Below are 24,146 nucleotides of genomic sequence, written 5' to 3' on the forward strand. Positions count from 1 at the left end.
CCCCGGCCCGGCAATGGCTCCGCGGTGTTTTTCGCCTTTAACGCGGCAGGTTGACGAGGTTTGCGGCGATCTTGGCCCCCAGCCGGGCATTGTTGCGCACCAGTGCGATATTGGCGGTGAGCGAACGGCCCTCGGTCAGCTCAAAGATGCGTTGCAGCAAGAAGGGGGTCACGCCCTTGCCGTGGACGCCTTGGGCATCGGCCTCAGACTGGGCCTGCGCGATGATCGGGGCCAGTTCGGCGGCGGGGATTTCCTCCGCCGTGGGGATCGGATTGGCCACCAATTGGCCGCCGGGCAGGCCCATGGCGGCGCGGGTGCGGTGGGCTTTGGCAAGGGCAGCGGCATCATCGAGGCGCAGCGGCGATTGCAGGTCCGAGCCTGCGCTCCAGAAGGCGGGGAAGCTGTCTTGGCCCACGGTGATGACCGGCACGCCTTGGGTTTCCAGCACTTCCAGCGTCTTCGGCACGTCGAGGATCGCCTTGGCGCCCGCCGCGATGACGGTGACGGGGGTTTGGGCCAGTTCCATGAGGTCGGCGGAGATGTCAAAGCTGTCTTCCGCGCCCTTATGCACGCCGCCGATGCCGCCGGTGGCGAAGACTTCGATGCCCGCTAGATTGGCGGCGATCATGGTGGCGGCGACGGTGGTTGCACCTGTCCCGCCCGAGGCGATGCAGACGGCCATATCGGCGCGCGACAGTTTGGCCACGTCCTTGGCTTGGGCCAAATCGCTCAGTTGGTCATCGTCCAGACCGATGTGCAGCGCGCCGCGGATCACGGCGATGGTGGCGGGAACGGCCCCTGCGTCGCGGATGTCCTGTTCGACCTGCCGCGCCACTTCGAGGTTTTGCGGATAGGGCATGCCATGGGTGATGATGGTGCTTTCCAAGGCCACGATTGGCGCGGCGTTTTCGCGGGCCTTGGCCACCTCGGCGCTGAAGGTCAGGGGCAGGGCGGATGTGGCGGTGGTCATATCTTGGTCTCTCCGGAAACGTAAAGGGCGGCGGCATCAAGTGCTGCTTTGAGAGCGGTTTGCGCAACGGCACCGCCAAGTTCAGCGGCCACATGGGCCGCCATGAATGTATCGCCTGCACCCGTGACCCGGGCGACATGCACCTGCGGCGGGGTGAGGGTGATGATCTCGTCGCCTTGGCCCACGGTGGCGGGGTTGCCGCCGTCGGTCACCACGGCGCGGCGTGCGCCACGGGCCAGTAGGGCGCGGGCGGCGGTGGGGGAATCGTCAAAACTCGACTGGCAAAGTAGCCCGGCCTCTTCGAGGTTCACATAAAGCGTGCCGCGTCCCGCTTTGAGGAAGGGCGTCAGCCGCAGCGCCTTGCCGGGAGAGGCGGGCGCGACGCGCAGGTCGGCCTTTGCCAACAGCGGGCTTTGCGCCATGCGGGCCAGCAGTTCGACGGTCAGGTTGCCATCAAGCGCCACGGCCCCTTCGTAGGGGCTGGGCAGGCTGCCATCCTCCAGCGGGCGCAGGATCTTGTCGCCCGCAGCCTCCAGCGAATGGGCATCGGCAATCGCGGCGATCAACCCGTTGGACCCTTCGACGGCCATGTAACGGTCGGTCGGCAGATCGTCCGAGCGGTAGACGTGATCGGTGATCAGCCCGCGCAGGGCGCAGGCGGCGATCAACTCATCTCCTTCGGCATCGCGCCCCACGGCGGAAAGCAGCGCCGGCGTTAGCCCAAAGCGCGCCAGCGCCATGCCGATGTTCAGGGCCACGCCGCCGGGCAGGCGGGTGATCCGCCCCGGCATGTCAGAGCCTTGGCGCATGGCGTTTTCAGAACGGCCGATCACGTCCCAAAGGACGGAGCCGATGCAAAGGATGTCAGCTGTCTTGGTCATGCGGCGCTTCTAGCCGCCAAATCTCCCCACGCGCAAGCGGCGTTATTGTGGCACCGCGAATGTCAGCGTCGCCCAGAGCGTTTCCCAGACCGGTTGATCGGGGTCGTAGCCCGCGCTCGCTTGCGCCTCTGCTGCCGCGCGCAGCACCACCGCGTCAAAGAGGTATTCATGCCCCGCCGTGACCGGAACTAGTGCTTCGCCTGCCGCATCGGTGCGGTGAAGGGTGATGGTCACGCTGTCATCTGGAGCGCGGTCGAACACTTCGATTTGCGCGTTGGCGCGAGGGGTGCCCTGATAGAGGAGGGCCACCTTCATCTTACCTGCGAAATCTGCGGCATAGGGATTCGTCAGCGCCACGAACTCCGTCGCCATGCCGTTGGGCGCATCCTGCCCTGCGCCCGCGCCGAGGGCGATCAGGGTTTTGACGTGGCGGGTGTAGCTCTCGACGACCTTCTCGGTCGACCAGCCGTTCGCGCGGTGATCGCTTTCGGCCTTGGGGAAATCCTTATGCTTGGCGAAACGGAGGAATTTGTCAAAGTCCTCATAGGTGACTTTGGAGGGCGTCGTTTCGGCCACCGCCACGACCAGCGCGTCACCCTCGGGCGCGGGGAGGCTCAGGGCAGGGCTGTCGCCCGCGCGCGGCGATAGCGGGACCTCTTTCCCGCCGATTTTGACCTCGAAACGCGTGAGCCGGTTGGGCAGATAGGGAAAGGCCGCGCCGGTAAATTCCTCACCATTGCGAAAATGCGCCGCGATCTTTTCACCGCTTTCCACTTGATAGTTCACCGGCGACAGCCAGTATTCATGTGCAAAGGCAGGCGCTGCCGATAAGATACTGAAAATAATAGCGGACAACTGGGATAGTTTCATGAAGCGAACTTTCATTTTGTTAAGATCCAAGCTGGCGTTGCTGTGGCTGTTGTCAAGCGCGGTACTGCTTTCGGCAGGCGCTGGTGCACAGGCGCATGAGGTCAAACCCACCATCGCGGATCTGACCGTCGCCGAAGGGCGCGCGGTGTTGGCACTTGAGATCAACCTCGAAGCGCTCTTGGCGGGTATCGACCTCGACACCGTCGAAGACACCGACAATGCCGAGAATGCGGGTGATTACGATGCGCTGCGCAGCCTGCCCGCCGCGCGCATCGTCGCCCGCGCGCCCGAGCTTTTGCCCAACTGGAACAGCCTGCCGCTACTCAGCGTCGATGGCGCCGCCGTGCCGTTGGAGAGTGTGACACTCGAGGTGCCCGAAGGGATCGACGCCGAACTGCCGCGCGACAGTCAATGGCGACTGGAGGGCGCAGTGCCTGCAGGCGCCGAAGAGGTACAGGTGACATGGCCGGATGGCGCGGGCGCACTGGTGCTGCGCCAGCAAGGGGTGGAGGCGCCCTATACCGGCTATCTGTCGGGCGGTGAGACCAGCCCCGAAATCGCACTTGGGGGCGGTGATGCCGAAAGCGGCTGGCAGGCTTTCGTCAGCTACATCCCGGTTGGGTTCGACCACATCCTGCCCAAAGGGTTGGATCACATTCTATTCGTCTTGGGCCTGTTCTTTCTGTCGACCCGACTGCGGCCTTTGATCTGGCAGGTCACCGCCTTCACGCTGGCCCATACGGTCACGCTGGCGCTTGGCGCTTTGGGCTGGGTTAACGTGCCGGGGGCCATCGTCGAGCCGCTGATCGCCGCTTCGATCACCTATGTCGCGGTCGAGAATATCTTTCACTCCGCCCTGAACCGCTGGCGGCCTTTGGTGATCTTTGGCTTTGGGCTGTTGCACGGGCTTGGCTTCGCCTCGGTGCTGGGGGATTTCGGCCTGCCTGCGGGGCAATTCGTGCCGGCGCTTATCGGCTTCAATATCGGGGTGGAACTGGGGCAGCTGGCAGTAATCGCCATCGCCTTCGTACTGGTCGGCTGGGCGATGAATCGCGACTGGTACCGCCGGGCCATCGCTGTCCCCGCCTCCTGCGTCATCGCGGCGGTCGGGGCCTATTGGTTCATCGAACGGGTGTTTTTGTAAGCGAGCGGGCAGCCCTTAACCGGGCTGCCCCAAGGGCCGCTTAGCCCTGCATGGCAGCGATCAAGGTGGCGAGTTCGGCCACCGGATCGTCCTTGTCCCAAATCTCGGTCCCGATGCCGAAAAAATCGGTCCGGGGGGCGAGGTCGCGGATCATGTTGATGTCAAGCGCGCCTTCGGCGACGACGGGCACTTCGATGACTTCGGACCACCACTGAAACAGATCGGCCTCGGCAAAGCTTCCATCGCCAAGCGCGCTGGCTTGGGTCGGGCCAAAGCTGATGTAGTCTGCCCCGGCTTCGCCTGCCGCCATCCCCTCATGCCGCGATGTGCCGCAAAAGGCGCCGACTATGGCATCTTCGCCCAGTTCTTTGCGGGCATGGCGCACGGTGCGGGCCGCATCGCTAAGGTGCACCCCGTCAAGGCCGAGCTTTTCGACCAGCAGCAGATGATCCGAGATCACCAAGGCCACGTCGCGCGCATGGGTCACTTCGCGCAGCGCGTCACCGGCGCGGGCAAGGCGGTCTTCATCCCGGGTCGAAAGCGCCATGCGCACACAGGCGACCGGATGGGCGTCGAGCACGGCGGCGAGTTGCGCGGGGAATTGGCTCAGCTCAACTTCGGGCGGGGTGATAAGGTAAATCTGCGGCTGTTCTGGCGCGTCCATGGTCACTGTCCTTAATCGGGTCTGGGAGCCTGACTAGCGCAGGGCGTTGCAAAAGAAAACGGATATGCGTGTGTCGCGCGGGCTTTCTTGCGGTGCGCAGGCGCAGGGGCTATGAGGCGCGCATGACAGAGACATCCTCCTCCCCCGTTCAGCCCGCGCCGATCCCGGCCATCGTGCTTGTCCGCCCCCAGATGGGCGAGAACATCGGCGCCGCGGCGCGCGCGATGTGGAATTTTGGCCTCGATCACATGCGGGTCGTGGCCCCGCGCGACGGCTGGCCGAGCCAATCCGCCGTGGCCATGGCCTCGGGGGCGGGGCGGCTGTTGGACGAGGCACAGCATTGCGCCGATCTGCCCGAAGCGCTTGGCGATTGCGATTTCACCTTTGCCACCACGGCACGCAGCCGAGACCTGACCAAACCGGTCTACAGCCCCGAAGCCGCGATGCGGTTAGCGGCGGAAAAGATCGCTTCGGGTCAACGGGTTGCGGTGCTGTTCGGGCCCGAGCGGGCAGGGCTTGAGAATGATGATATCGCGCAGGCCAATGCCATCGTCTCGGTCCCGGTGAACCCAAAGTTCGCCTCTCTCAATCTCGCGCAATGCGTGCTGTTGATGTCTTACGAATGGATGCGGGCGCAGGGCGAGGTGACCCATGAGGTCGTCGAGATGGCGGGCACCGATTGGGCCAAGGGCGCCGAGGTTGACCATTTGGCGCGGCATTATGAGGAGCAGTTGACCGAGGCCGGGTTCTTCTTCCCCGAGCATAAGGTCGCCTCGATGAAGCTCAACCTTCGCAACATGTGGTCGCGGATGCCGCTGACGCGGGCGGATGTGCAGATGTTGCATGGCATCCTGCGGCAAATGGTCCGCTGGAAGGAGAAGGGCTGAGGGACTGAGGGCCATCGGCTGCCCGTGGGGTGGCGATCCTGAAGGTTTTTCTGCCACTTTATGGTGCAGCATCAATACTTTGCCGCAGTGTCGCGCTTGTCCTTGCTAAATCGCCTCCCCGTGGGGCGGGCAGGCGATGGCCCGGCGCCTTCGGCTTGATTCCGGGCCGGGGTTGGCGGCGCATGCGGCAACATAACCCACCCCGCTAGACCTTTCTCTGCCCATGTCATACCACTCTATCCAAACGGAAAAAGAGGCGCGCCATGGCGGAGAAACGCAAACTGTTCGAAGAGGTCGGGACTGACCAACCCAGCCGTGCCCCGGTGCAGACCGGCACGATCGACAAGGGCCGGGGCGGCGCGCGCGGGCCGATCCGGGTCTGGCTGATGATCCTCTTTGCGCTGGTCTTTGTCATGATCGCCGTGGGCGGGCTCACGCGGCTCACTGACTCCGGCCTCAGCATCACGGAATGGCGCCCGGTGACCGGTGCCTTGCCGCCGATGAACGAGGCCGACTGGCAGTCTGAATTCGAGAAATACAAGCAGATCGACGAGTTTCAGGTCCAGAACTCTTGGATGGAACTCTCTGATTTCAAAAGCATTTACTGGTGGGAATGGGGGCATCGGCAGCTTGGCCGGGTGATCGGCCTCGTCTGGGTTTTGGGGTTTCTCTACTTCCTCCTGCGCCGGCAAATCCCTGTGGGCTGGACCAAACGGCTGCTCTTTATCGGCGCATTGGGCGGCGCGCAGGGGGCGATTGGCTGGTGGATGGTCGCTTCGGGCGTGACCAGCGGGCAGGGGGTGACGGATGTGGCCTCCTACCGTTTGGCGACGCATCTGGGGCTGGCCTTTGTCATCCTTGGTTTCATCACTTGGTATGTGCTCTTGCTCGGCCGCAGCGAACGCGACCTGATTCAGGCCCGTCGCGCCAAGGAGGCCAAGCAATTTGGCATGGCAACAGGTCTGTTGCACTTCGCCGCACTGCAGATCCTGCTGGGCGCCTTGGTCGCAGGGATTGACGCGGGTCGCTATTTTGTCGACTGGCCGCTGATGCAGGGGCAGTTCTTCCCGCCCGAGGCATTCGACATCACGCCGACATGGCGGAATTTCTTTGAGAACCCGGGGTTGGTGCAGTTCATGCACCGGATGGCGGGCTATCTGCTTTTCGCTTTCGGGGTGGTCGTCTGGCTGCGCGGTCGCCGCTCGGCCCATGCCCGCACGCGCTTTGCTTTCAACGCCGTGATGGCGGCGCTGTCTTTGCAAGTGGTTCTGGGCATCACCACCGTGCTCTATGCCGCGCCTGTGCATCTGGCGCTCGCGCATCAGGCGCTGGCCGTGCTGCTTTGGGTGCTGATCCTGCGCGCGCGCTTCCTCGCGGCCTATCCCGTCGCCACATCGCTGAGAGGCTGAGACATGACTGCATATGATGATTTGATGGCTTTTCAGCGCGACACCGAGGCGCTGGCGCAGGTCGCAGGCCGTTTGGGCTGGGATCAGGAAACGGTCATGCCCCGAGGCGCGGCCCCGCAGCGGGCCGAGGAGATGGCGGCGATGGAAAGCGTTCTGCACGCCCGCCGCATCGACCCGCGCATCGCAGATTGGCTGGCCCAGATCGAGCCCGCTGCGTTGGACGCGGTCGGGCAGGCGAACCTGCGCCACATCAAGCGCGATTTTGACCGCGCCACCCGCGTGCCCGCCGATCTGGCGGCGCGTATCGCCCGCGTCACCTCCGCCGCCCAAGGCACTTGGGCCGAGGCCCGCGCCGCCGATGACTTCGCGGCCTTCGCTCCTACTTTGAAAGAAGTGATCGCGCTCAAACGCGAAGAGGGGGCCGCGCTGGCCGAAGGGCGCGGGATCGGGATTTACGACGCGATGCTAGAGGATTACGAGCCCGGCACCACGGCGGCGGACCTCGAAGCCTTGTTTGGCGCGCTGCGGCCAAAACTCTCCGAACTGCGCGCCGCCGTCCGCGAGGCCGAAGCGCCGCCGGTGTTGGAAGGTGTCTTTGACGAAGCGGCGCAGATGACCCTCACCGCCAAACTGGCGCGGCGTTTTGGCTATGATTTGGCCACCGGGCGCATCGACAAGGCGGTGCATCCCTTCTCCTCCGGATCGGGGCTGGACGTGCGGATCACCACGCGAACCAATGCCCTCGACCCGTTCAACTGCTTTTATTCCACGGTGCATGAGGTGGGCCATGCGGCCTATGAGCAGGGGATCGACGGCGCCTATCTGCTGACGCCTTTGGGCCGGGGCGTGTCGATGGGGGTGCATGAAAGCCAAAGCCGCATCTACGAAAACCAAATCGGCCGCAGCCGCGCCTTCACCGGGTGGCTCTTTGGTGAGATGACGGCGGTCTATGGCGATTTCGGCGTGCCGGATGCCGAGACTTTCTACCGGATCGTCAACCGCGTGTCCGATGGTTTCATACGGACCGAGGCGGATGAGCTTCAGTACAATCTCCATGTTCTGTTACGTTTCGATCTTGAACGGGCGCTGATGTCGGGCGACCTGCAGGTCGACGGCTTGGAAGCGGCGTGGAACGATCGCTTCGAGGCTGATTTCGGCTATCCGGTCGACCGCCCGTCAAACGGCGTCTTGCAGGACGTGCATTGGTCCGTCGGGCTTCTGGGCTATTTCCCGACCTATAGCCTCGGCAATGTCTATGCGGGATGCCTTCACGAGGCATTGCGAGAGGCTGTACCCGATCTCGACGAAGCCTTGGCAAGGGGGGATACGAGTGCTGCTACCGGTTGGCTGCGTGAGAACGTACAAAAGCATGGGGGCCTTTACGAGCCGCGTGAGGTAATCACCCGCACTTGCGGAAAGCCGCCGACGGAGGCACCGTTGCTGACCTACCTAGAAAACAAGTTCACGGAACTGTATGGAATTTAGGCATCTAAGATGGGGAACAAATCGCCATTTTGGATGTTGCTTAAACAACGGGCATCGCTATAATTCTTAACTATAGCTTAACATTTCGCCTTTGCGCTGGCTAAGATTATATGCGATGGTGCGGTGAGTTTAATTTTTGACGAGATACAGGAGTACCTAGATATGAAAATTCTTGCAACCGTGGCGGCGACAATCGCTCTTTCGGGTGCTGCTTTCGCTCAGACAACTTCTCAAGCAGCTGTGCTTGGTGCGTCTGACGATGCGGTCTATTCGCTTCAGGTTCAAGGTGCCAATGGTGTGGTTTATAACTGTAAGCCTGATCCGGTCACCGTAGACGGCAACACTGCGCGCGTTTGCGTGCCTACCGCTGCAGCTGGTGCAGGGCTCTTTGCTGCTGGTGCCGGTCTTGGTGGCGGCGCGGCGGCAGCTGGTGCTGCTCTGGTTCTGGTTGCAGTCGCGGCGGGCTCCTCTTCCTCCACTGGGTCTACCGATTAATTCTTTGACAAAAGTATAAAATCTAGAGATTCTCCGCGCTAATTGCGCGGGGAATTTTTTGTTGTTTGAACTTTTGTTTAGAAATCCCCCGCCCCAAAGCATATGCATGGGGCGGGGGGCCACCGATCACTCAGCGGCGCTGTCACCCTCGACTTCATCTTCTTCGTTGCCCTGATCGGCGATCCAAGCCACGCTGACAACTTCCTCGTTCTTGCCGGTGCTGAACACTTTCACACCACCAGCGCTGCGCGAGCGGAATGAGATGCCTTCGACCGGCACGCGGATCGACTGGCCCTTGGAGGTCGCCAGCATCACCTGATCGGACATTTCTACCGGGAAGCAGGCGACGATGGGGCCGTGGGCCATGGCCTTAGTCCAAGCCGTCACGCCCATGCCGCCGCGGCCCCGTACAGGGTAGTCATGGGCCGAGGAGACCTTGCCCGCGCCCTTGGCGGTGATCGTCAGGATCAGATCCTCGGCGGCGGACATTTCGGCATAGCGCTCGGTGCTGAGCTGGCCAGCTTGAACCTGCTCTTCCTCGTCATCGCTGCTGTCCTCATCGGTCAGCCCCGCCATCAAGCGGCGCTGTTTGAGATAGGCGACACGCTCTTCCGAACTCGCTTCGAAGTGGCGGATCACGGACATGGAGACGAGGTTGTCGCCTTCGCCCAGACGGATGCCGCGCACGCCAACGGAGTTGCGCGAGTTGAACACCCGCACGTCGGTCGCCGGGAAGCGGATCGCACGGCCCGCGTCGGTCACCAGCATCACGTCATCGTCGTTCGAGGCGATGCGCGCGTTGATCAGCGTGGTGCCTTCATGCTCGCCTTCGAACTTCATCGCAATCTTGCCGTTGGCCTTCACATTGGTGAAATCCGACAGCTTGTTGCGCCGCACGGTTCCGGCAGAGGTGGCGAAAATCACCTGCAGGTCGTCCCATTCCTTCTCATCCCGGTCCACGGGCATGATCGCGGCGATTGAAACGCCAGTGGGGATGGGCAGGATGTTGACGATGGCCTTGCCCTTGGCGGTGCGCGCGCCCTGCGGCAGGCGCCATGTCTTTAGCTTGTAGACCATGCCATCGGTCGTGAAGAAGAGAAGCTGCGTATGGGTGTTGGCGACGAAGAGGTTGGTGACGACATCCTCTTCCTTGGTCTGCATGCCCGAGACACCCTTGCCGCCGCGGCGCTGCGCGCGGAAGTCGGCCAGAGGCGTGCGCTTGATGTAGCCGCCGGAGGTCACGGTCACGACCATTTCCTCGCGGGCGATTAGGTCTTCGTCGTCCATATCGCCAGACCAGTCGACGATCTCGGTCCGACGTGGCACGGCGAATTGCTCGCGCACCTCGCGCAACTCGTCCGAGATGATGCCGAGGATGCGCTCGCGGCTGCCCAGAATCTCAAGGTATTCCTTGATTTTGCCTGCCAGCTCTTCCAGCTCGTCGGTCACTTCCTTGACCCCGATCTGCGTGAGGCGCTGTAGGCGCAGCTCCAAAATGGCGCGGGCCTGCGCTTCCGACAGGTTGTAGGTGCCGTCTTCATTCGCCGTATGGGTCGGGTCGTCGATGAGCGCGATATAGGGCAGGATGTCCTCGGCGGGCCAGCGGCGGGTCATCAGCTTCTCGCGCGCTTCGGCGGCGTCGGCCGAGGAGCGGATGGTGGCCACGACCTCGTCGATATTGGTGACGGCCACGGCCAGACCACAAAGGATATGGCTCCGCTCACGCGCCTTGCGCAGGAGGTAGGCGGTGCGGCGCGCCACGACATCTTCGCGGAAGTCGATGAAGTAGCTGAGGAATTTGCGCAAAGTGAGCTGCTCAGGCCGGCCGCCATTCAGCGCCAGCATGTTGCAGCCAAAATATGTCTGCATCGGGGTGAAGCGGTAAAGCTGGTTCATCACCACTTCGGCGGTGGCGTCGCGTTTGAGTTCGATTACCACGCGCACGCCGTTGCGGTCGCTCTCATCCTGAACGTGGGCGATGCCCTCAATCTTCTTCTCGCGAACCTGTTCGGCGATCTTTTCGATCATCGTGGCTTTGTTGACCTGATAGGGAATCTCGTCGATGACGATGGCCCAGCGGTCTTTGCGGATTTCCTCGACCCGGGTCTTGGCGCGGATCACCACGCTGCCGCGGCCCTCAAGGTAGGCTTTGCGCGCGCCGGAGCGGCCCAGCATGATGCCGCCCGTGGGAAAGTCGGGGCCGGGGACGTATTCGATGAGCTGTTCGGAGGTCAGGTCCGGATCGTCGATCAGCGCGAGACAGGCATCCACCACCTCGCCAAGGTTATGCGGCGGGATGTTCGTCGCCATGCCAACGGCAATGCCGCCCGCGCCGTTGACCAGCATGTTCGGAAAGCGCGCGGGCAGGACGGTCGGTTCCTGCTGCTTGCCGTCGTAGTTGTCCTGAAAATCGACGGTTTCTTTGTCGATATCGGCCAGAAGATAGGCGGCGGGCTTGTCCATGCGCACTTCGGTATAGCGCATGGCCGCCGGGTTATCGCCGTCCATCGAGCCGAAGTTGCCTTGCCCGTCCAAAAGCGGCAGCGACATGGAGAAATCCTGCGCCATCCGCACAAGCGCGTCATAGATCGCGCTGTCGCCATGGGGGTGGTACTGGCCCATCACGTCGCCCACGGGACGGGCGGATTTGCGGTAGGGTTTGTCATGGGTGTTGCCGGTCTCATGCATCGCGTAGAGGATGCGGCGGTGCACCGGTTTCAGACCGTCGCGCAGATCGGGAATCGCGCGGCTGACGATCACGCTCATCGCGTAGTCCAGATAGGACGTGCGCATCTCATGCTCGATGGTCACCGACGGCCCGTGAAAGATGGGCTTTTCGTCTGCGTTTTCAGGGGTATCCGGCGTATCGGTCACGTATCTTGCCCACCATTTTTATGGTTCTATATCTTGGGGTTTTCTATAGCAGACGGGGCATATCAGGTGCAATGGCTGTGGCCGAAACGCACTGGCAGCACTTGGGGCGAAGTGCCAACATACTGTTTTCATTGAAAAGTAATTCTGACCGCGCAAACTTGTCCTACAGAGGCAGCAAGGGAGGCGCAACATGCCCCGCAGTGAAACCGAATTGATGCTGAAAGGTTACGGGCTGACCACGGCAGAGTTCTTTTACCACATGCCCGATTATAGCCATGTGCTGAACAGCTACATTTGGCAGGATTACGACATTGCACCGGACCATCCGCGCCTGTTCGAATTCGTCGAATTCTGGCGCACGGAGTTGGACGGTCCGCTGCATTCGGTCCGTTTCACCCATCGCAAGTTGATTGGCCCCGGCGAATGGCAAAACCAAGTGGGTGAGTTCACGCTACATTGAGCCCGCAGGGCAAAGGGCAGGGGCGTCAGGCCGAACAGCTCGCCCCGCCCAAAACGCAGAACTTCGCGCAATGCGGGTGGTTCAGGGCCACGTCGCGCTCTGCCTCGGCCAATGTGGTGCCGAGTTCAAACTCAGGGTCGTAGGGCAAGAGCGTGCAGGCCAGCACGGCGGGCTTCTCGGCCCCCTTGCGTTTGACCACCATCCGGGAGGAGGCGCACATCACCGCGTCAGGGGACTTGTCCAAGATGCCCCAGCAGGCGGTGGTGATTTCGGGCACCTCGACGGCCTCGTCCATCTCGGGGAAGAGGACGGTCATGGCGGGGTCTTGTGCGTCGATGTCAAAGCCGTGTTCGGCATAGAAGGCGGCATAGCCCGCGCGGCTGTCGGCATCGCTGTCGGCAAAGATCGACCGCCCCGCCACAGCCATGCGAAAGCCGTTGTCGCGGAGCCATTCCATGCCAGTCAGGGTCTTGTCGAAGGCACCCTCGCCACGTTCCGCGTCGTGCAGATCGCGGCGATAATGGTCGACGGAGATGCGGAAGGTCATCTTGCCGGGATAGGCATCCCGCAGCCGCAACAGCCCCTTTTGCACCGATTTACGCATCATCGGGCGCATCGCGTTGGTTAGGATCAACACCTCGTATCCGCGCTCTAGCGAGGCTTCGGTGATCTCGATCATCTGAGGGTTCATGAAGGGCTCACCGCCGGTGAAGGCGATCTCGCGCACCGGCCAGCTACGCTCCTCGATCTGGTCGAGGTAGTCGCGCACCTCATCCGCGGTGATATAGACGAGCGCGTCGTTCTTGGGGCTGGAGGCGATGTAGCAGTTCACGCATTCGATGTTGCACAGGGTGCCTGTGTTGAACCAAAGCGTTTCCGCCCCGCGCAGGGCCACGGTGGCGCGGGGTTCCCCCTTGGCGGTGACCGCCGGGTTCTGGAACTTGCCCTCGTTTGCTTGCGCAATATCTTTCATGATTGTTCCTTGCGTGATCCCGTGTGTTCCTGTTGTGGTAAGCTATTGCGGCGCACCCTAAAAGTCCAAGCACCGGGGCGCACAGTCTTGTGATGTAGGGAGAAATAAGTATGTTTGCGCTAACTCTGCCATTCTGCCCGGACAAGGATTAATCAATGGTTTCGCGTGTTATCCCTGTCGACCCCTTCGATCTTGTCATCTTTGGCGGCACCGGCGATCTGGCCCGGCGCAAGATTTTGCCGGGTCTTTATCGCCGTTACTGTGCGGGACAAATGCCCGAAGAGGCGCGGATCATCGGCGCTGCGCGCACCGAGATGGACGCCGCAGGCTACCGCGAGATGGTGGCCGAAGCGATTGAAGAGTTTGGCGGGAAAGACGCCTGCGACAACCTTGACGCCTTTCTGGCCAAGCTCGACTATGTCGCCATCGACGCACGCGGAGAGACCGGCTGGGCCGAGCTGCAAGAACTGATGTCCGGCAAGGACCGGATTGAGGTCTATTACTTCTCCGTCGCGCCGGGGCTTTTCGGTGATTTGGCGGAACGGTTGCAGCAATGGGGCATGGCGGGCGAAGAATGTCGCATTGTCGTGGAAAAACCCTTTGGCCGCGATCTGGAGAGTGCGCGCGCCCTCAACGCGACGCTGGCCACCTATTTCAAAGAACAACAGATCTACCGGATCGATCACTACCTCGGCAAAGAGACGGTGCAGAACCTCATGGCGGTGCGCTTTGGCAATATGCTGTTCGAGCCGTTGTGGAACCGCCAATACGTCGATCACATCCAGATCACCGTGGCCGAGACGGTGGGCGTCGGCGGCCGTGGGGAGTATTACGACAAATCCGGCGCGATGCGGGACATGGTGCAGAACCACTTGATGCAACTCTTGTGCCTGATCGCGATGGAGCCGCCCGCGCGTTTTGATCCCGATGCGGTGCGCGACGAAAAGCTGAAAGTGATCCGCGCGATTGATCCGGTGCTGCCGCATCACCTCGTGCGCGGACAGTATGAGGCTGAAGAGGGCAATGAGGAAGAAGCCCCCAGCTATCGCGATGCCGTCGGCAACCCACGGTCGCGCACCGAAAGCTTCGTGGCGCTGAAGGCCCATATCAGCAACTGGCGTTGGCATGGCACGCCGTTTTATCTGCGCACCGGCAAGCGCATGGTGGCGCGGTCGAGCGAGATCACGGTGGTTTTCAAAGACACGCCGCATTCCATTTTTGCCGAAGACGCGGGCCGTCATCGCAACGTGCTGTCGATCCGCTTGCAGCCGAACGAGGGCATCACTCTTGGCGTGACGATCAAGGAACCGGGGCCGGGGGGCATGCGTCTGGTCGATGTGCCGCTCGACATGACCTTTGCCGAAGCGCTTGGCCCCGATGGGGGCGATCAGGTCGATGCCTATGAGCGGCTTATCATGGACGTGATCCGGGGCAACCAGACATTGTTCATGCGCGACGACGAGGTTGAGGCCGCCTGGGCCTGGACCGATCCGATCATCCAAGGCTGGGAGGCGCGTCACGACGTGCCCAAACCCTATGACAGCGGCTCGGCGGGGCCGACGGATGCGACAGAAATGATGCGGCGCGATGGCCGTGAATGGCGAAAGGTATCCCCATGAACATCATCGAATATGCGGACCGCGAAATGCTGGTGATGAATGTCGCCAACAAACTGGCGGGCAAGTTGAAATCGGCGCTTTCGGGCAATGACCGCGTGTCTTTCGCGGTGCCGGGCGGCTCTACCCCCGGGCCGATCTTTGAGATGCTCAGCGCGACCGATCTGGATTGGAGCCGGGTGGATGTGATGCTAACCGATGAGCGTTGGGTGGACGTGGATGACCCGCTGTCGAACGCGCGTCTGGTACGCGAGCATTTGCTGAACGACCGTGCCGCGGCGGCGCAGTTCATCCCCTTTTTCCGTCCCGGGCTTTCTCCGGGCGAGGGGGCAGAGGTGGTGGCGCCCAGTCTGACGGATCATGTGCCGATCTCTGTCCTGCTGCTTGGCATGGGCGACGACATGCACACCGCCTCGCTTTTCCCCGGCGACCCGAGTCTGCCTGACGCTTTGGCCGCCGATGCGCCGCTGCTGTGCCCGGTCTATCCCGAAGGCCAGCCGACCGCGCGGGTCACACTACCGGCGCATGTGCTCGACGGGGCGCTGAACAAACATCTCGTAATTTTCGGGGATGAGAAACGCGCGGCCCTTGAGCGCGCGCAGGGGCTTTCCCCCGAAGAGGCGCCGATTGCAGCGGTGCTGGATGAAATCGAGGTTTACTGGGCGGCATGATGAACATTTGGCAAGACCTTCAAGAGCGGCAAAGTGCCGTGGCAGACCGCAAGATCACGGCACTGTTCGATGACCCGAACCGGGCCGAGAACTTCTCGCTGCGTACGCAGCATATGCTGTTCGACTACGCCAAGACGAATATCGACGCCGAGACCCGCGCGGCACTGCTGCAAATGGTCGAAAACGCCAAAGTCACCGAGCGGCGCGATGCGATGTTCGCGGGCGCGCCGATCAATGAGACCGAGGGCCGCGCGGTGTTGCACACTGCGCTGCGCAATCTCGATGGCGGGCCGGTAGAAGTCGCGGGCGAAGATGTCATGCCGCAGGTGCGTGACACGCTGGCGCGGATGCGCAGCTTTGCCGATCAGGTGCGAGGTGGTGACATCACCGATGTAGTCAACATCGGCATCGGCGGCTCCGACCTTGGGCCTGCCATGGCGACCCGCGCGCTGACACCCTATCACGATGGGCCACGCTGCCACTTCGTCTCAAACGTCGATGGGGCGCATATCGCGGATACGCTGCGTGGGCTGGATGCCAAGAAAACGCTGGTGATCGTGGCCTCCAAGACTTTCACCACCATTGAGACCATGACCAACGCGCGCACGGCGCGGGCATGGATGCAGGACCATGGCGGCGATCCGGCGACGCAATTCGCCGCGCTCAGCACCGCAGATGACAAGACCGCCGAATTCGGGATCGACCCGGCTCGCGTCTTCGGTTTCGAGGATTGGGTCGGCGGACGCTATTCCGTCTGGGGGCCGATTGGGCTGTCGCTGATGATCGCCATTGGCCCTAAGGCTTTCGACAGCTTCCTGCGCGGCGCGCAGGAGATGGACCGCCATTTCTGCGCCGCTGATCCGGCTGAGAATATGCCGATCCTTCTGGCGCTGGTGGGCATCTGGCACAATCAAATCTGCGGCCATGCCACCCGCGCGGTGCTGCCCTATGATCAACGGCTTGAGATGCTGCCCGATTACCTGCAACAGCTTGAGATGGAATCGAACGGCAAAGGCGTGCAGATGGACGGCACCGACAGCCCGCGCCACACCGGCCCGGTGGTCTGGGGCGCGGCGGGCACCAATGGCCAGCACGCTTTCTATCAGTTGATCCACCAAGGCACGCGGGTGATCCCTTGCGAGTTTCTGGTGGCGGCGAAGGGGCATGAGCCGGAGTTGCAGCACCACCACGATCTGCTGATTGCCAATTGCCTTGCTCAATCCGAAGCGCTGATGCGCGGGCGGTCTTTGGACGAAGCGCGCGCCATCATGCGCGACGCGGGGCTTTCGGGCGACGCGCTTGAACGCCAAGCCCGCCACCGTGTCTTCCCCGGCAACCGGCCCTCGACCACACTCGCCTATGAAACGCTTGATCCCTTCACGCTGGGCCAGATCATCGCGCTTTATGAGCATCGCGTTTTCGTCGAAGGGGTGATCCTCGGCATTAACTCTTTCGATCAATGGGGCGTGGAACTGGGCAAGGAATTGGCCAAATCGCTTCAGCCGTTGGTCGAAGGCGAGGTCTCTGCCGAGGGAAAAGACGGCTCTACCGCCGGGCTGATCGGCTATATCCACCAGCATCGTGGCTAGGGGCTGCCCTTAGACCGGAACGAGGCACCGCGCGGGCGATAGCCGCCTGCGCGGTGCCGTCGTCCTGTCCGTCAGCGCTCTTACGACTTGCCGGAGGGGAAGGCTTGCAACTGCCCTGACCTTTGGACAGTCTCAAAGCAAATGATTGGAGGACCCCCTATGCTTGGCCAGATGATGACGCAGCCGCTGCTGATCTCAAGCCTGATTTCTCATGCCGAACGCTATCACCCCGAGGGCGAGATCATCTCGGTCTCGACCACCGGCGGGGTTGAGGAGACGAACTGGGGGCAGGTGGCCGAGAACGCGCGGCGTTTGGGTGCGGCTTTGACCGATCTGGGGCTGTCGCCGCAAGCGCGTTGCGGGACCATCGCATGGAACAATCGGCGGCATCTGGAAATCTACTTCGGCACCTCCGGCGCGGGCTTTGTCTGCCATACGATCAACCCGCGGCTCTTTGCCGATCAACTTGTCTATATCCTCAACCATGCTGCGGATGAGGTGCTGTTCATCGACAAGACCTTCGTCCCGCTCGTCGCCGCGATCCGCGACAAGCTGGAGCATCTCAAGCACGTCGTCCTGATGTCCGGCCCCGATGCCGAGGCTGCCGAGACACTACCGGGGCTGATTTTCTACGACGAATTGGTGGCTTCGGGCGATGCCGGGTTCGACTGGCCCGATCTGGATGAGAACACGGCGTCGAGCCTTTGCTACACCTCTGGCACCACGGGCAATCCCAAGGGCGTGCTCTATTCTCACCGCTCGACCGTGTTGCATTCCTTTGGCATCAACATGGCCGACAGCATCGCGATCTCCGCGCGGGACATCGTGATGGCCGTGGTGCCGATGTTCCATGTCAACGCTTGGGGCTGCCCCTATGCCAGCGCCATGACCGGCGCGCGAATGGTGCTGCCGGGGCCGAACCTTGATGGGGCGTCTTTGGTGGGGCTGATCGACAGCTACCGCGTCTCTCTGGCGCTCGGCGTGCCGACGATCTGGCAGGGGCTCTTGGTGGCGGCCAAGAAATCCGGCAGCGAACTGCCCAGCCTAGAGCGTACCGTGGTCGGTGGTTCCGCCTGTCCGCCGTCGATGATCAAGGCGTTCCGCGAAGACTATGGGGTTGAGACGATCCACGCCTGGGGCATGACTGAGATGTCGCCAGTGGGCAGCGTCAACAAACCCTTGGCGAAACACGGTGAATTGCCCGAGGATGCCCAGCACAAGCTGCGCGAGAACCAAGGCCGCCCGGTCTTTGGCGTCGAACTTGAGATCTGGGACGACGCAGGCAAGCCGCTGCCCCACGACGGCGAAACCCAAGGTGCACTGGTCACCCGCGGGCATTGGATTTTGGATGCCTACTACCAATCCGACCGCGACAGCACCCTGCGCGATGGCTGGTTCGACACAGGCGATATCGCGACGATGGACGCCGACGGCTATATCACCATCCGTGACCGCGCCAAGGATATCATCAAGTCGGGCGGCGAATGGATCAGTTCGGTCGAGTTAGAGAATATCGCCATCGCCCACCCCGATCTGGCCGACGCCGCCGTCATCGGGGCCACCCATCCCAAATGGGACGAGCGCCCGGTTCTAGTCGCGGTGAAGGCCGAAGGGGCCGATCCGTCAGAGGCGGATATCCTCAAGGTTTTCGAGGATCAGATCGCCAAATGGCAGGCGCCCGACAGGGTGGTCTTCGCCGAAGCACTGCCGCGCAACGCGACGGGCAAAGTGCTGAAGCGCGACCTGCGGGACCGTTTTGGCGATGTGCTGATGCAGGGCGAGAGCTAAGATAATCCGCCCCGGTCCGCTTTGGGCCGGGGCGTTTTGCCGTCAGGCCGAACGGCGCATCTCACTATCAGCCACGGGTCGGGGCAGGGTCAGCCGGAAGGTGCTGCCCACGTCGACTTTGCTTTCAAGCGACAGGCTGCCGCCATGCAGGCTGGCCAATTGCTCGGCAATCGCAAGGCCCAATCCCAAGCCGCCGTTCTCACGCGACATGGAGCCGTCAACCTGCTGAAACCGCAGGAAAACCCGTTCGAGATTGTCCTCGGAAATACCGCAGCCCGTGTCGGAGACCGAGAAGGTGATCTCTTCGGCATCCTGCTGCATCTGCAGATGAATATTGCCGCTGCGGGTGAATTTGATCGCGTTTGAAATCAGGTTGTAAAGGATCTGTCTCAGGCGCACCGGATCGGCATTGGCGAGGGCCGTGCCATTGTCCTCATAGGTCAGGGTCAGCCCCTTGGCCTCGGCATCCGGGCGCAGGTCATCGGCGACGGAGCGGGCGATCTCGCTGGTCTCGATCTCTTGAAGATCAAGCTCCATCTTGCCGCGCGCGACCTTGGTCCAATCCAACAGGTCTTCGACAAGGCGCAGCATATGTTTGGACGACCCCGCGATGCCGCCCGCTTGGTCAGAGACGAAGTTTTGGAATTCATCGACACTGTGGCGAATGTCGGGCGTGGCATTGGCGCTGTTGTTCAACGCGGTCTGCAAGCGCCTGGCTTGGGGGAGCTTCTCGGCATGTTGCAAGAAGGTCGCCCGGCCCGAGATCACGGTCAGCGGCGTGCGCAGCTCATGGCTGACGTTGTTCAAGAACTCGGTCTTTTCGCGGTCCGCCGCCTTGGCCGCGTCGAGCGCGCGTTTCTCGGCCGTCACATCGGTCCAGATGCCCACGGTATAGCCATGCGGCGTGCGGGATTCCGTGACTTTGAGCCAGAAGTTATCTGAGACTTCCAGAATGAAGGCGCCGGTCGGGTTGCGGAACCGGGCGAGGCGTTTGGCAATCCATGCCTCACGCTCCTCGACCTGCTCAGGGTGCTGATGGCGGGCGACCCAATGGCGCAACAGCTCTTCGATGGTTTTGCCGGGGATCAGAAGGTCAGCGATTTCAGGGTGATACTCCAGAAACTTGCTGTTGACGGTGACAAGGCGTTCTTTCTCGTCAAAGGCGATGAACCCCTCTTGGATCGATCCAATCCCCTCAGCCAAAAGCGCATGGGCTTCCTGCTTTTTCAGCGTGACCCGGCGGAAGGCCCAGAGGCCTGCCATCAGCGCGATGGTCGCGATCAGGGCGAAGGCTACGAGGTAGGGGCTTTGCGGGGCATAGGGGGGCAGACCGTTGGCGGGGCTGGCCGTCGCCTCCCATGTCTTGCCTAAAAGCTCGAACCGGGTGCGCACGGGGGCTGTGGGGTCGACCGCCGCAGGCTCAATCTCAGGCGGCATGACGCCCGTGGGGAAGGCGCGGAGGCTATAGATGTAGTCGGCGGCCTGATGCGGGTTTTGATGCGGCTCGAACAGCCGGTCGGGCTGGAAGACGATGGACATCACCCCCCAAAAACGCGGCGCGCCAAGACCGATGGGGCGCTCGAACACCGGGTAATGCATGATGTAGCCCTTGCCGCCTTGAACGAGGTTCAGCGGCCCTTCGATGGTCGGGCTTTGGCGGCGGTAGGCATTGGCGACGCCGGAAAGCTGCGTCGGGATGTTCTTGTATTCCAGGCCAATCGTCTCGCCATTCTGGGTCTTGGGATAGCTATGGGTGATCTTGAGGTCCGGGGCGAGGGCGAAGGCCTGAATGCCGGGGTTCCGGTCGCGCAACTCCTTGACCAGCAGTTCGATCTTTTTGTCTTTGAAGGCCTCGCCGGAGAGCAGGATATTCTCGATGTTCTTGGTGACCAGAATGGTCTCTTGGAACTGGTGCTGCACTTGATTGCTGACTTCATGCAGCGTTTGCCGGGCGTCCTGACGGATGCTGCCGATATGCTGCTCGTAATCCAGTTTGACGATCGAATAGCTGATGCCGGCGACACAGCACAGCACGATGAAATTGACGATGATGTACGCCTTGGATGTCGCGTAGTCCCGAAACGCGTTTGCCACGCTTTTTTCCTTTGCCTCAATGCGCATCCGACATCGTTGGGCCATCTGCGCGTAAGTTACTTCCCTGTTGATTGCTACTTTTGCGGGCAATCATGGCGAAATTCGGACCAGATTAGGCTTTTCATGGGGGTGACCTTGGGGAACCCTGCGGGGCCTATGTGGGGCCATGTGGCGGGATCACAAAGGCGGAGGGGGGAGCGTGGAGCGGGTAACGAGAATCGAACTCGTAACTAAAGCTTGGGAAGCTGCCGTGATACCTTTTCACCATACCCGCGCGCTGAGGGTGAGATAATCGGCGCGCGGGGGAAGGTCAAGTCAGGGTTTCGTCGCGGTGACGAAATTGATCTCGGCAGGCAGGCGCAGGGGGCCGTCTTTCGCATAGGGGCGCAGAGCTTCGGCGATGGTTTGCCGAAGTTCCGCGACCTGTGCCGGGCCCGCCTCGAAATGATTGATCGCGCCGCTGGCCGGGCCGATGTCGCACATCTGCTGGGCAAGGTCATCGACCGTGCCCGCGGGGGTGAGGTCAAGCCGTGTTACCTTGCAGGCGATATCGACAAATCCCGCCTCGGCGAGGATCGATACCACGCGTTCGGGGTCGCGAAAGGCGAAGGGGCCGGGGCCGTCGGGATCGCTTTTCGGCATGGCGCCAATGGTGGCCCGGGCCGCGCGGGCGGGCAGGGTAAAGAAAGGGTTCTCGGGGATTTGGCCCCAAGCGGCAAAGCTGAGCTTCGCGCCGGGGCTGAGTTGCGCGGCCATGCGCGTGAAGCTGAGCACCGGATCGGCAAAGAACATCACGCCAAAGCGCGAGATCAGCCGATCATAGGGAGGGGAAAGCGCTAGCGTCGTTGCATCACCGTGGTGAAAGGCGACACGGGGCAGGGCGGCGGCCCGTTGCCGCGCGAGGTCGAGCAGCGGGGCAGAGACATCGACCCCCAGCACCGCGCCTGCATCGCCCACCGCCTCGGCGGCGGCGAGACAGCCCGCCCCCGCGCCGCAGCCGATGTCGAGCACCCTCAGCCCCGGCGCCAGTTCGGCGCGCGCCAGCACGCCATCCAGCACAGGCTGCATCAGAATGTCCAACTCAGCCTGCCGCGCGGCCCATCTCTGCCCCGCAGAGGCGCTCCAGAATTCGACCTGATCGCTGTTGTCTGAGGCAGTCATCACGTCGCCTTTCTTCTGCGCCGACGCCCGCCGCGTTCGCTTTCGCCGCTGCCGCCGGTGTTGAAGTTCACCTCCGGGAGGGCGACGAGGCCGTTGAGGATGGGAAAAGGCTCCACCGCATTGGGAATGGCCGAGGCATTGACGAAATGCTCCTGAAAACGCGGCTCGACGGCGGTTTCGATCTTGTGAATCGCGCCTACGGTCGCCTCGATCTCGGCCCGGGCCTCGGTATTGAGCAGGGCGATCCGGGCGCCGGTGCCAGCGGCATTGCCCGCGCTGGTGACTTTGTCGAGCGGCGCGTCGGGGATCATGCCTAGCACCATCGCGTGTTTGGGGCTGATATGTGCGCCAAAGGCCCCCGCCAGTACAACGCGGTCAACTTTGTCGACGCCGAATTTGTCCATCAGCAGCCGCGCGCCGGAATAGAGCGCGGCCTTGGCCATCTGGATTTCGCGGATGTCGCGGTTGGTCACCGTGATCTTGGGCCCGCCCTTTTCGGTGCCGTCGTAGACCAGATAGCTGTTGGTGCGCCCATCGGCAAAGACCGAGGCCGAGCCCGTCTGCGCGGCGCTGCCAATCAGCCCCGGCGCGTCGACGATGCCGTGAATGCGCATCTCGGCGACCATTTCGATAATGCCGGAGCCGCAGATGCCCGTGACGCCGGTGCTCGCCACCGCCTCTTCAAAGCCGTCCTCATCGGACCAGAGATCACATCCGATCACCTTGAACCGCGCAACCTTGGTTTCCGGGTCGATCTCTACCCGTTCGATCGCCCCCGGTGCCGCCCGTTGGCCCGAGCTGATCTGCGCCCCCTCAAACGCGGGCCCGGTGGGAGAGGAACAGGCCAGCACCTTTTCCTTATTGCCCAACAGGATCTCCGCATTGGTGCCCACATCGACCACCAGCATCAACTCGTCGGACTTCTCCGGCGCCTCGGATAGGGCGACGGCGGCGGCATCCGCGCCGACATGGCCCGCGATGCAAGGCAGCAGGTAGACGCGGGCGGAGGGGTGGATGTTCAGGTCCAAATCCTCAGCCCGCAGACGCAGCGCGCCGGAGGTTGCAAGCGCGAAGGGCGCTTGGCCGAGCTCGAAGGGGTCGATGCCCAACAGCAGGTGGTGCATCACCGGGTTGCAGACGAAGACCGCGTCGACGATCAGATCGGGCGAGACATTCCCTTCGGCGGCGATCTGGGTGAAAAGCGTCGCCATCCCTTCGCGCACCGCGCGGGTCATCTCCTGCGCGCCGTCGGGGTTCATCATGGAATAGCTGACGCGGCTCATCAGGTCTTCGCCGAAACGGATCTGCGGGTTCATCACACCGGAAGAGGCCATGACCTCACCGGTTTGCAGATCGCACAGATGCGCCGCGATGGTGGTGGAGCCGAGATCGACCGCCAGACCATAGACCGTGCCCTCGTAATACCCGGGCCAGATGTTCATGATCCGCGCGGCATTTTCTTGATCGCCCAGATGGACGGCGACGGTGACTTTCCAATCGCCCTTGCGCAGGACCGGCTGCATCATTTGCAGGATGTGCAGATCGGCGGTGACTTTCTCCAGCTCCCACTGCTCGGCGAGCGCAGCCCTGAGACGTTCCAGATCGCCCGAGGGTTCGTGCATGTCGGGCTCCGTCACCTCGACGTAGAAGAGTTTGACGGACGGGTTCAGCACGATCTCCCGCGCCTCGGCGCGTTTGCGCACGACTTGTTTGTGCACTTGGCTCTCTGGCGGCACGTCGATCACCACATCGCCCTGCACCGTGGCCTGACAGCCCAGACGGCGGCCCTCTTTCAGGCCGCGCTTTTCGTCATAGCGTTCCTCGACCGCGTTCCATTCGCTCAGCGCGTCAGGCGCGACGGTCACCCCATGTTTCGAGAACTGCCCATAGCCCGGCGAGACCTGACATTTCGAACAGATGCCGCGCCCGCCGCAGACCGAGTCCAGATCGACACCCAACTGCCGCGCGGCGGTCAGCACCGGGGTGCCTTTGGGAAAGCGCCCTCTCTTGCCGGAGGGCGTGAAAATCACGAGGGGGTCACTGCTCATCGGGGCCGTCCTTTGTTTCTTTGCGACAGCATAGCGTGCCGCGCGGCGGGGGAAAGATGCGGGGCGG

At 62.5% G+C, this 24,146-nt stretch carries 19 protein-coding genes and 1 tRNA gene; 10 read left to right on the forward strand and 10 right to left on the reverse strand.

Going from position 1 to position 24,146, the window contains the following annotated elements; translation table 11 throughout:
• Positions 1–37: 37 nt before the first annotated feature.
• From ACGYK2_RS00650 to ACGYK2_RS00660, 3 genes are read right to left on the reverse strand one after another with little or no spacing between them, the layout of a single operon-like run.
• Entirely contained in the window at positions 38–970 is a 933-nt protein-coding gene (locus tag ACGYK2_RS00650; protein WP_271687366.1) for a pseudouridine-5'-phosphate glycosidase, read from the reverse strand.
• Positions 967–1,851, reverse strand: a complete 885-nt coding sequence (locus ACGYK2_RS00655) for a PfkB family carbohydrate kinase (protein WP_271687365.1) — start codon at positions 1,849–1,851, stop codon at positions 967–969. The genes ACGYK2_RS00650 and ACGYK2_RS00655 overlap by 4 nt, the downstream gene beginning before the upstream one ends.
• A gap of 42 nt (positions 1,852–1,893) precedes the next feature.
• Positions 1,894–2,736: a DUF4198 domain-containing protein gene (locus ACGYK2_RS00660; protein ID WP_276154321.1), complete on the reverse strand. Its 843-nt coding sequence runs from the start codon at positions 2,734–2,736 to the stop codon at positions 1,894–1,896.
• Here ACGYK2_RS00660 and ACGYK2_RS00665 point away from each other — a divergent pair.
• The gene (locus ACGYK2_RS00665; RefSeq protein WP_271687362.1) at positions 2,720–3,865 is read left to right on the forward strand and encodes a HupE/UreJ family protein; all 1,146 of its coding nucleotides are present in this window, start codon (positions 2,720–2,722) and stop codon (positions 3,863–3,865) included. The genes ACGYK2_RS00660 and ACGYK2_RS00665 overlap by 17 nt on opposite strands.
• A gap of 40 nt (positions 3,866–3,905) precedes the next feature.
• Here ACGYK2_RS00665 and ACGYK2_RS00670 read toward each other — a convergent pair whose 3' ends face one another.
• Positions 3,906–4,529, reverse strand: a complete 624-nt coding sequence (locus ACGYK2_RS00670; RefSeq protein WP_067262045.1) for a thiamine phosphate synthase — start codon at positions 4,527–4,529, stop codon at positions 3,906–3,908.
• A 122-nt stretch (positions 4,530–4,651) separates the two neighbouring features.
• On the opposite strand from ACGYK2_RS00670, the gene ACGYK2_RS00675 reads away from it, so the two are divergent.
• From ACGYK2_RS00675 to ACGYK2_RS00690, 4 genes are all read left to right on the forward strand, one after another.
• Positions 4,652–5,416: an RNA methyltransferase gene (locus tag ACGYK2_RS00675; protein WP_271687361.1), complete on the forward strand. Its 765-nt coding sequence runs from the start codon at positions 4,652–4,654 to the stop codon at positions 5,414–5,416.
• Between the two features lie 263 nt (positions 5,417–5,679).
• The gene (gene ctaA, locus ACGYK2_RS00680) at positions 5,680–6,825 is read left to right on the forward strand and encodes a heme A synthase (protein ID WP_271687360.1); all 1,146 of its coding nucleotides are present in this window, start codon (positions 5,680–5,682) and stop codon (positions 6,823–6,825) included.
• 3 nt (positions 6,826–6,828) lie between these two features.
• Complete coding sequence (locus ACGYK2_RS00685; RefSeq protein ID WP_276154838.1) at positions 6,829–8,310, forward strand: carboxypeptidase M32; 1,482 nt, start codon at positions 6,829–6,831, stop codon at positions 8,308–8,310.
• A 162-nt stretch (positions 8,311–8,472) separates the two neighbouring features.
• Entirely contained in the window at positions 8,473–8,805 is a 333-nt protein-coding gene (locus ACGYK2_RS00690; protein WP_394374180.1) for a hypothetical protein, read from the forward strand.
• Between the two features lie 126 nt (positions 8,806–8,931).
• Here the strand turns inward: ACGYK2_RS00690 and gyrA are convergent, their stop codons facing one another.
• Entirely contained in the window at positions 8,932–11,679 is a 2,748-nt protein-coding gene (gene gyrA / locus ACGYK2_RS00695) for a DNA gyrase subunit A (RefSeq protein WP_271687357.1), read from the reverse strand.
• 190 nt (positions 11,680–11,869) lie between these two features.
• On the opposite strand from gyrA, the gene ACGYK2_RS00700 reads away from it, so the two are divergent.
• Positions 11,870–12,139, forward strand: a complete 270-nt coding sequence (locus ACGYK2_RS00700) for an usg protein (protein WP_271687355.1) — start codon at positions 11,870–11,872, stop codon at positions 12,137–12,139.
• Between the two features lie 25 nt (positions 12,140–12,164).
• On the opposite strand, the gene ACGYK2_RS00705 is transcribed toward ACGYK2_RS00700, so the two are convergent.
• Positions 12,165–13,112, reverse strand: coding sequence for a radical SAM protein (locus ACGYK2_RS00705; RefSeq protein WP_271687354.1), 948 nt, complete (start codon positions 13,110–13,112; stop codon positions 12,165–12,167).
• 155 nt (positions 13,113–13,267) lie between these two features.
• On the opposite strand from ACGYK2_RS00705, the gene zwf reads away from it, so the two are divergent.
• From zwf to ACGYK2_RS00725, 4 genes are all read left to right on the forward strand, one after another.
• Positions 13,268–14,731, forward strand: a complete 1,464-nt coding sequence (gene zwf, locus ACGYK2_RS00710) for a glucose-6-phosphate dehydrogenase (RefSeq protein ID WP_271687353.1) — start codon at positions 13,268–13,270, stop codon at positions 14,729–14,731.
• Positions 14,728–15,399 carry a 6-phosphogluconolactonase gene (gene pgl, locus ACGYK2_RS00715; RefSeq protein WP_271687352.1) on the forward strand — a complete coding sequence of 224 codons (672 nt, stop codon included), beginning with the start codon at positions 14,728–14,730 and terminating at the stop codon, positions 15,397–15,399. The genes zwf and pgl overlap by 4 nt, the downstream gene beginning before the upstream one ends.
• Complete coding sequence (gene pgi / locus ACGYK2_RS00720; protein WP_394374181.1) at positions 15,396–16,988, forward strand: glucose-6-phosphate isomerase; 1,593 nt, start codon at positions 15,396–15,398, stop codon at positions 16,986–16,988. The genes pgl and pgi overlap by 4 nt, the downstream gene beginning before the upstream one ends.
• 159 nt (positions 16,989–17,147) lie before the next feature.
• On the forward strand, positions 17,148–18,776 hold the full coding sequence (locus ACGYK2_RS00725; protein WP_271687351.1) for a long-chain fatty acid--CoA ligase: 1,629 nt from the start codon (positions 17,148–17,150) through the stop codon (positions 18,774–18,776).
• A gap of 42 nt (positions 18,777–18,818) precedes the next feature.
• Here ACGYK2_RS00725 and ACGYK2_RS00730 read toward each other — a convergent pair whose 3' ends face one another.
• The 4 genes from ACGYK2_RS00730 to ACGYK2_RS00745 form a co-directional block, all read right to left on the reverse strand.
• Positions 18,819–20,870, reverse strand: coding sequence for an ATP-binding protein (locus ACGYK2_RS00730; RefSeq protein ID WP_276154322.1), 2,052 nt, complete (start codon positions 20,868–20,870; stop codon positions 18,819–18,821).
• 200 nt (positions 20,871–21,070) lie between these two features.
• Positions 21,071–21,144 (reverse strand) — tRNA-Gly (locus ACGYK2_RS00735).
• A 41-nt stretch (positions 21,145–21,185) separates the two neighbouring features.
• The gene (locus ACGYK2_RS00740; RefSeq protein ID WP_276154839.1) at positions 21,186–22,031 is read right to left on the reverse strand and encodes a trans-aconitate 2-methyltransferase; all 846 of its coding nucleotides are present in this window, start codon (positions 22,029–22,031) and stop codon (positions 21,186–21,188) included.
• Complete coding sequence (locus ACGYK2_RS00745; RefSeq protein WP_271687348.1) at positions 22,031–24,079, reverse strand: ASKHA domain-containing protein; 2,049 nt, start codon at positions 24,077–24,079, stop codon at positions 22,031–22,033. Before ACGYK2_RS00745 ends, ACGYK2_RS00740 begins: the two co-directional genes overlap by 1 nt.
• Positions 24,080–24,146 lie beyond the last annotated feature (67 nt).

Source organism: Sulfitobacter sp. 1A10359, assembly GCF_043558145.1.
Lineage (GTDB): Bacteria > Pseudomonadota > Alphaproteobacteria > Rhodobacterales > Rhodobacteraceae > Sulfitobacter > Sulfitobacter faviae.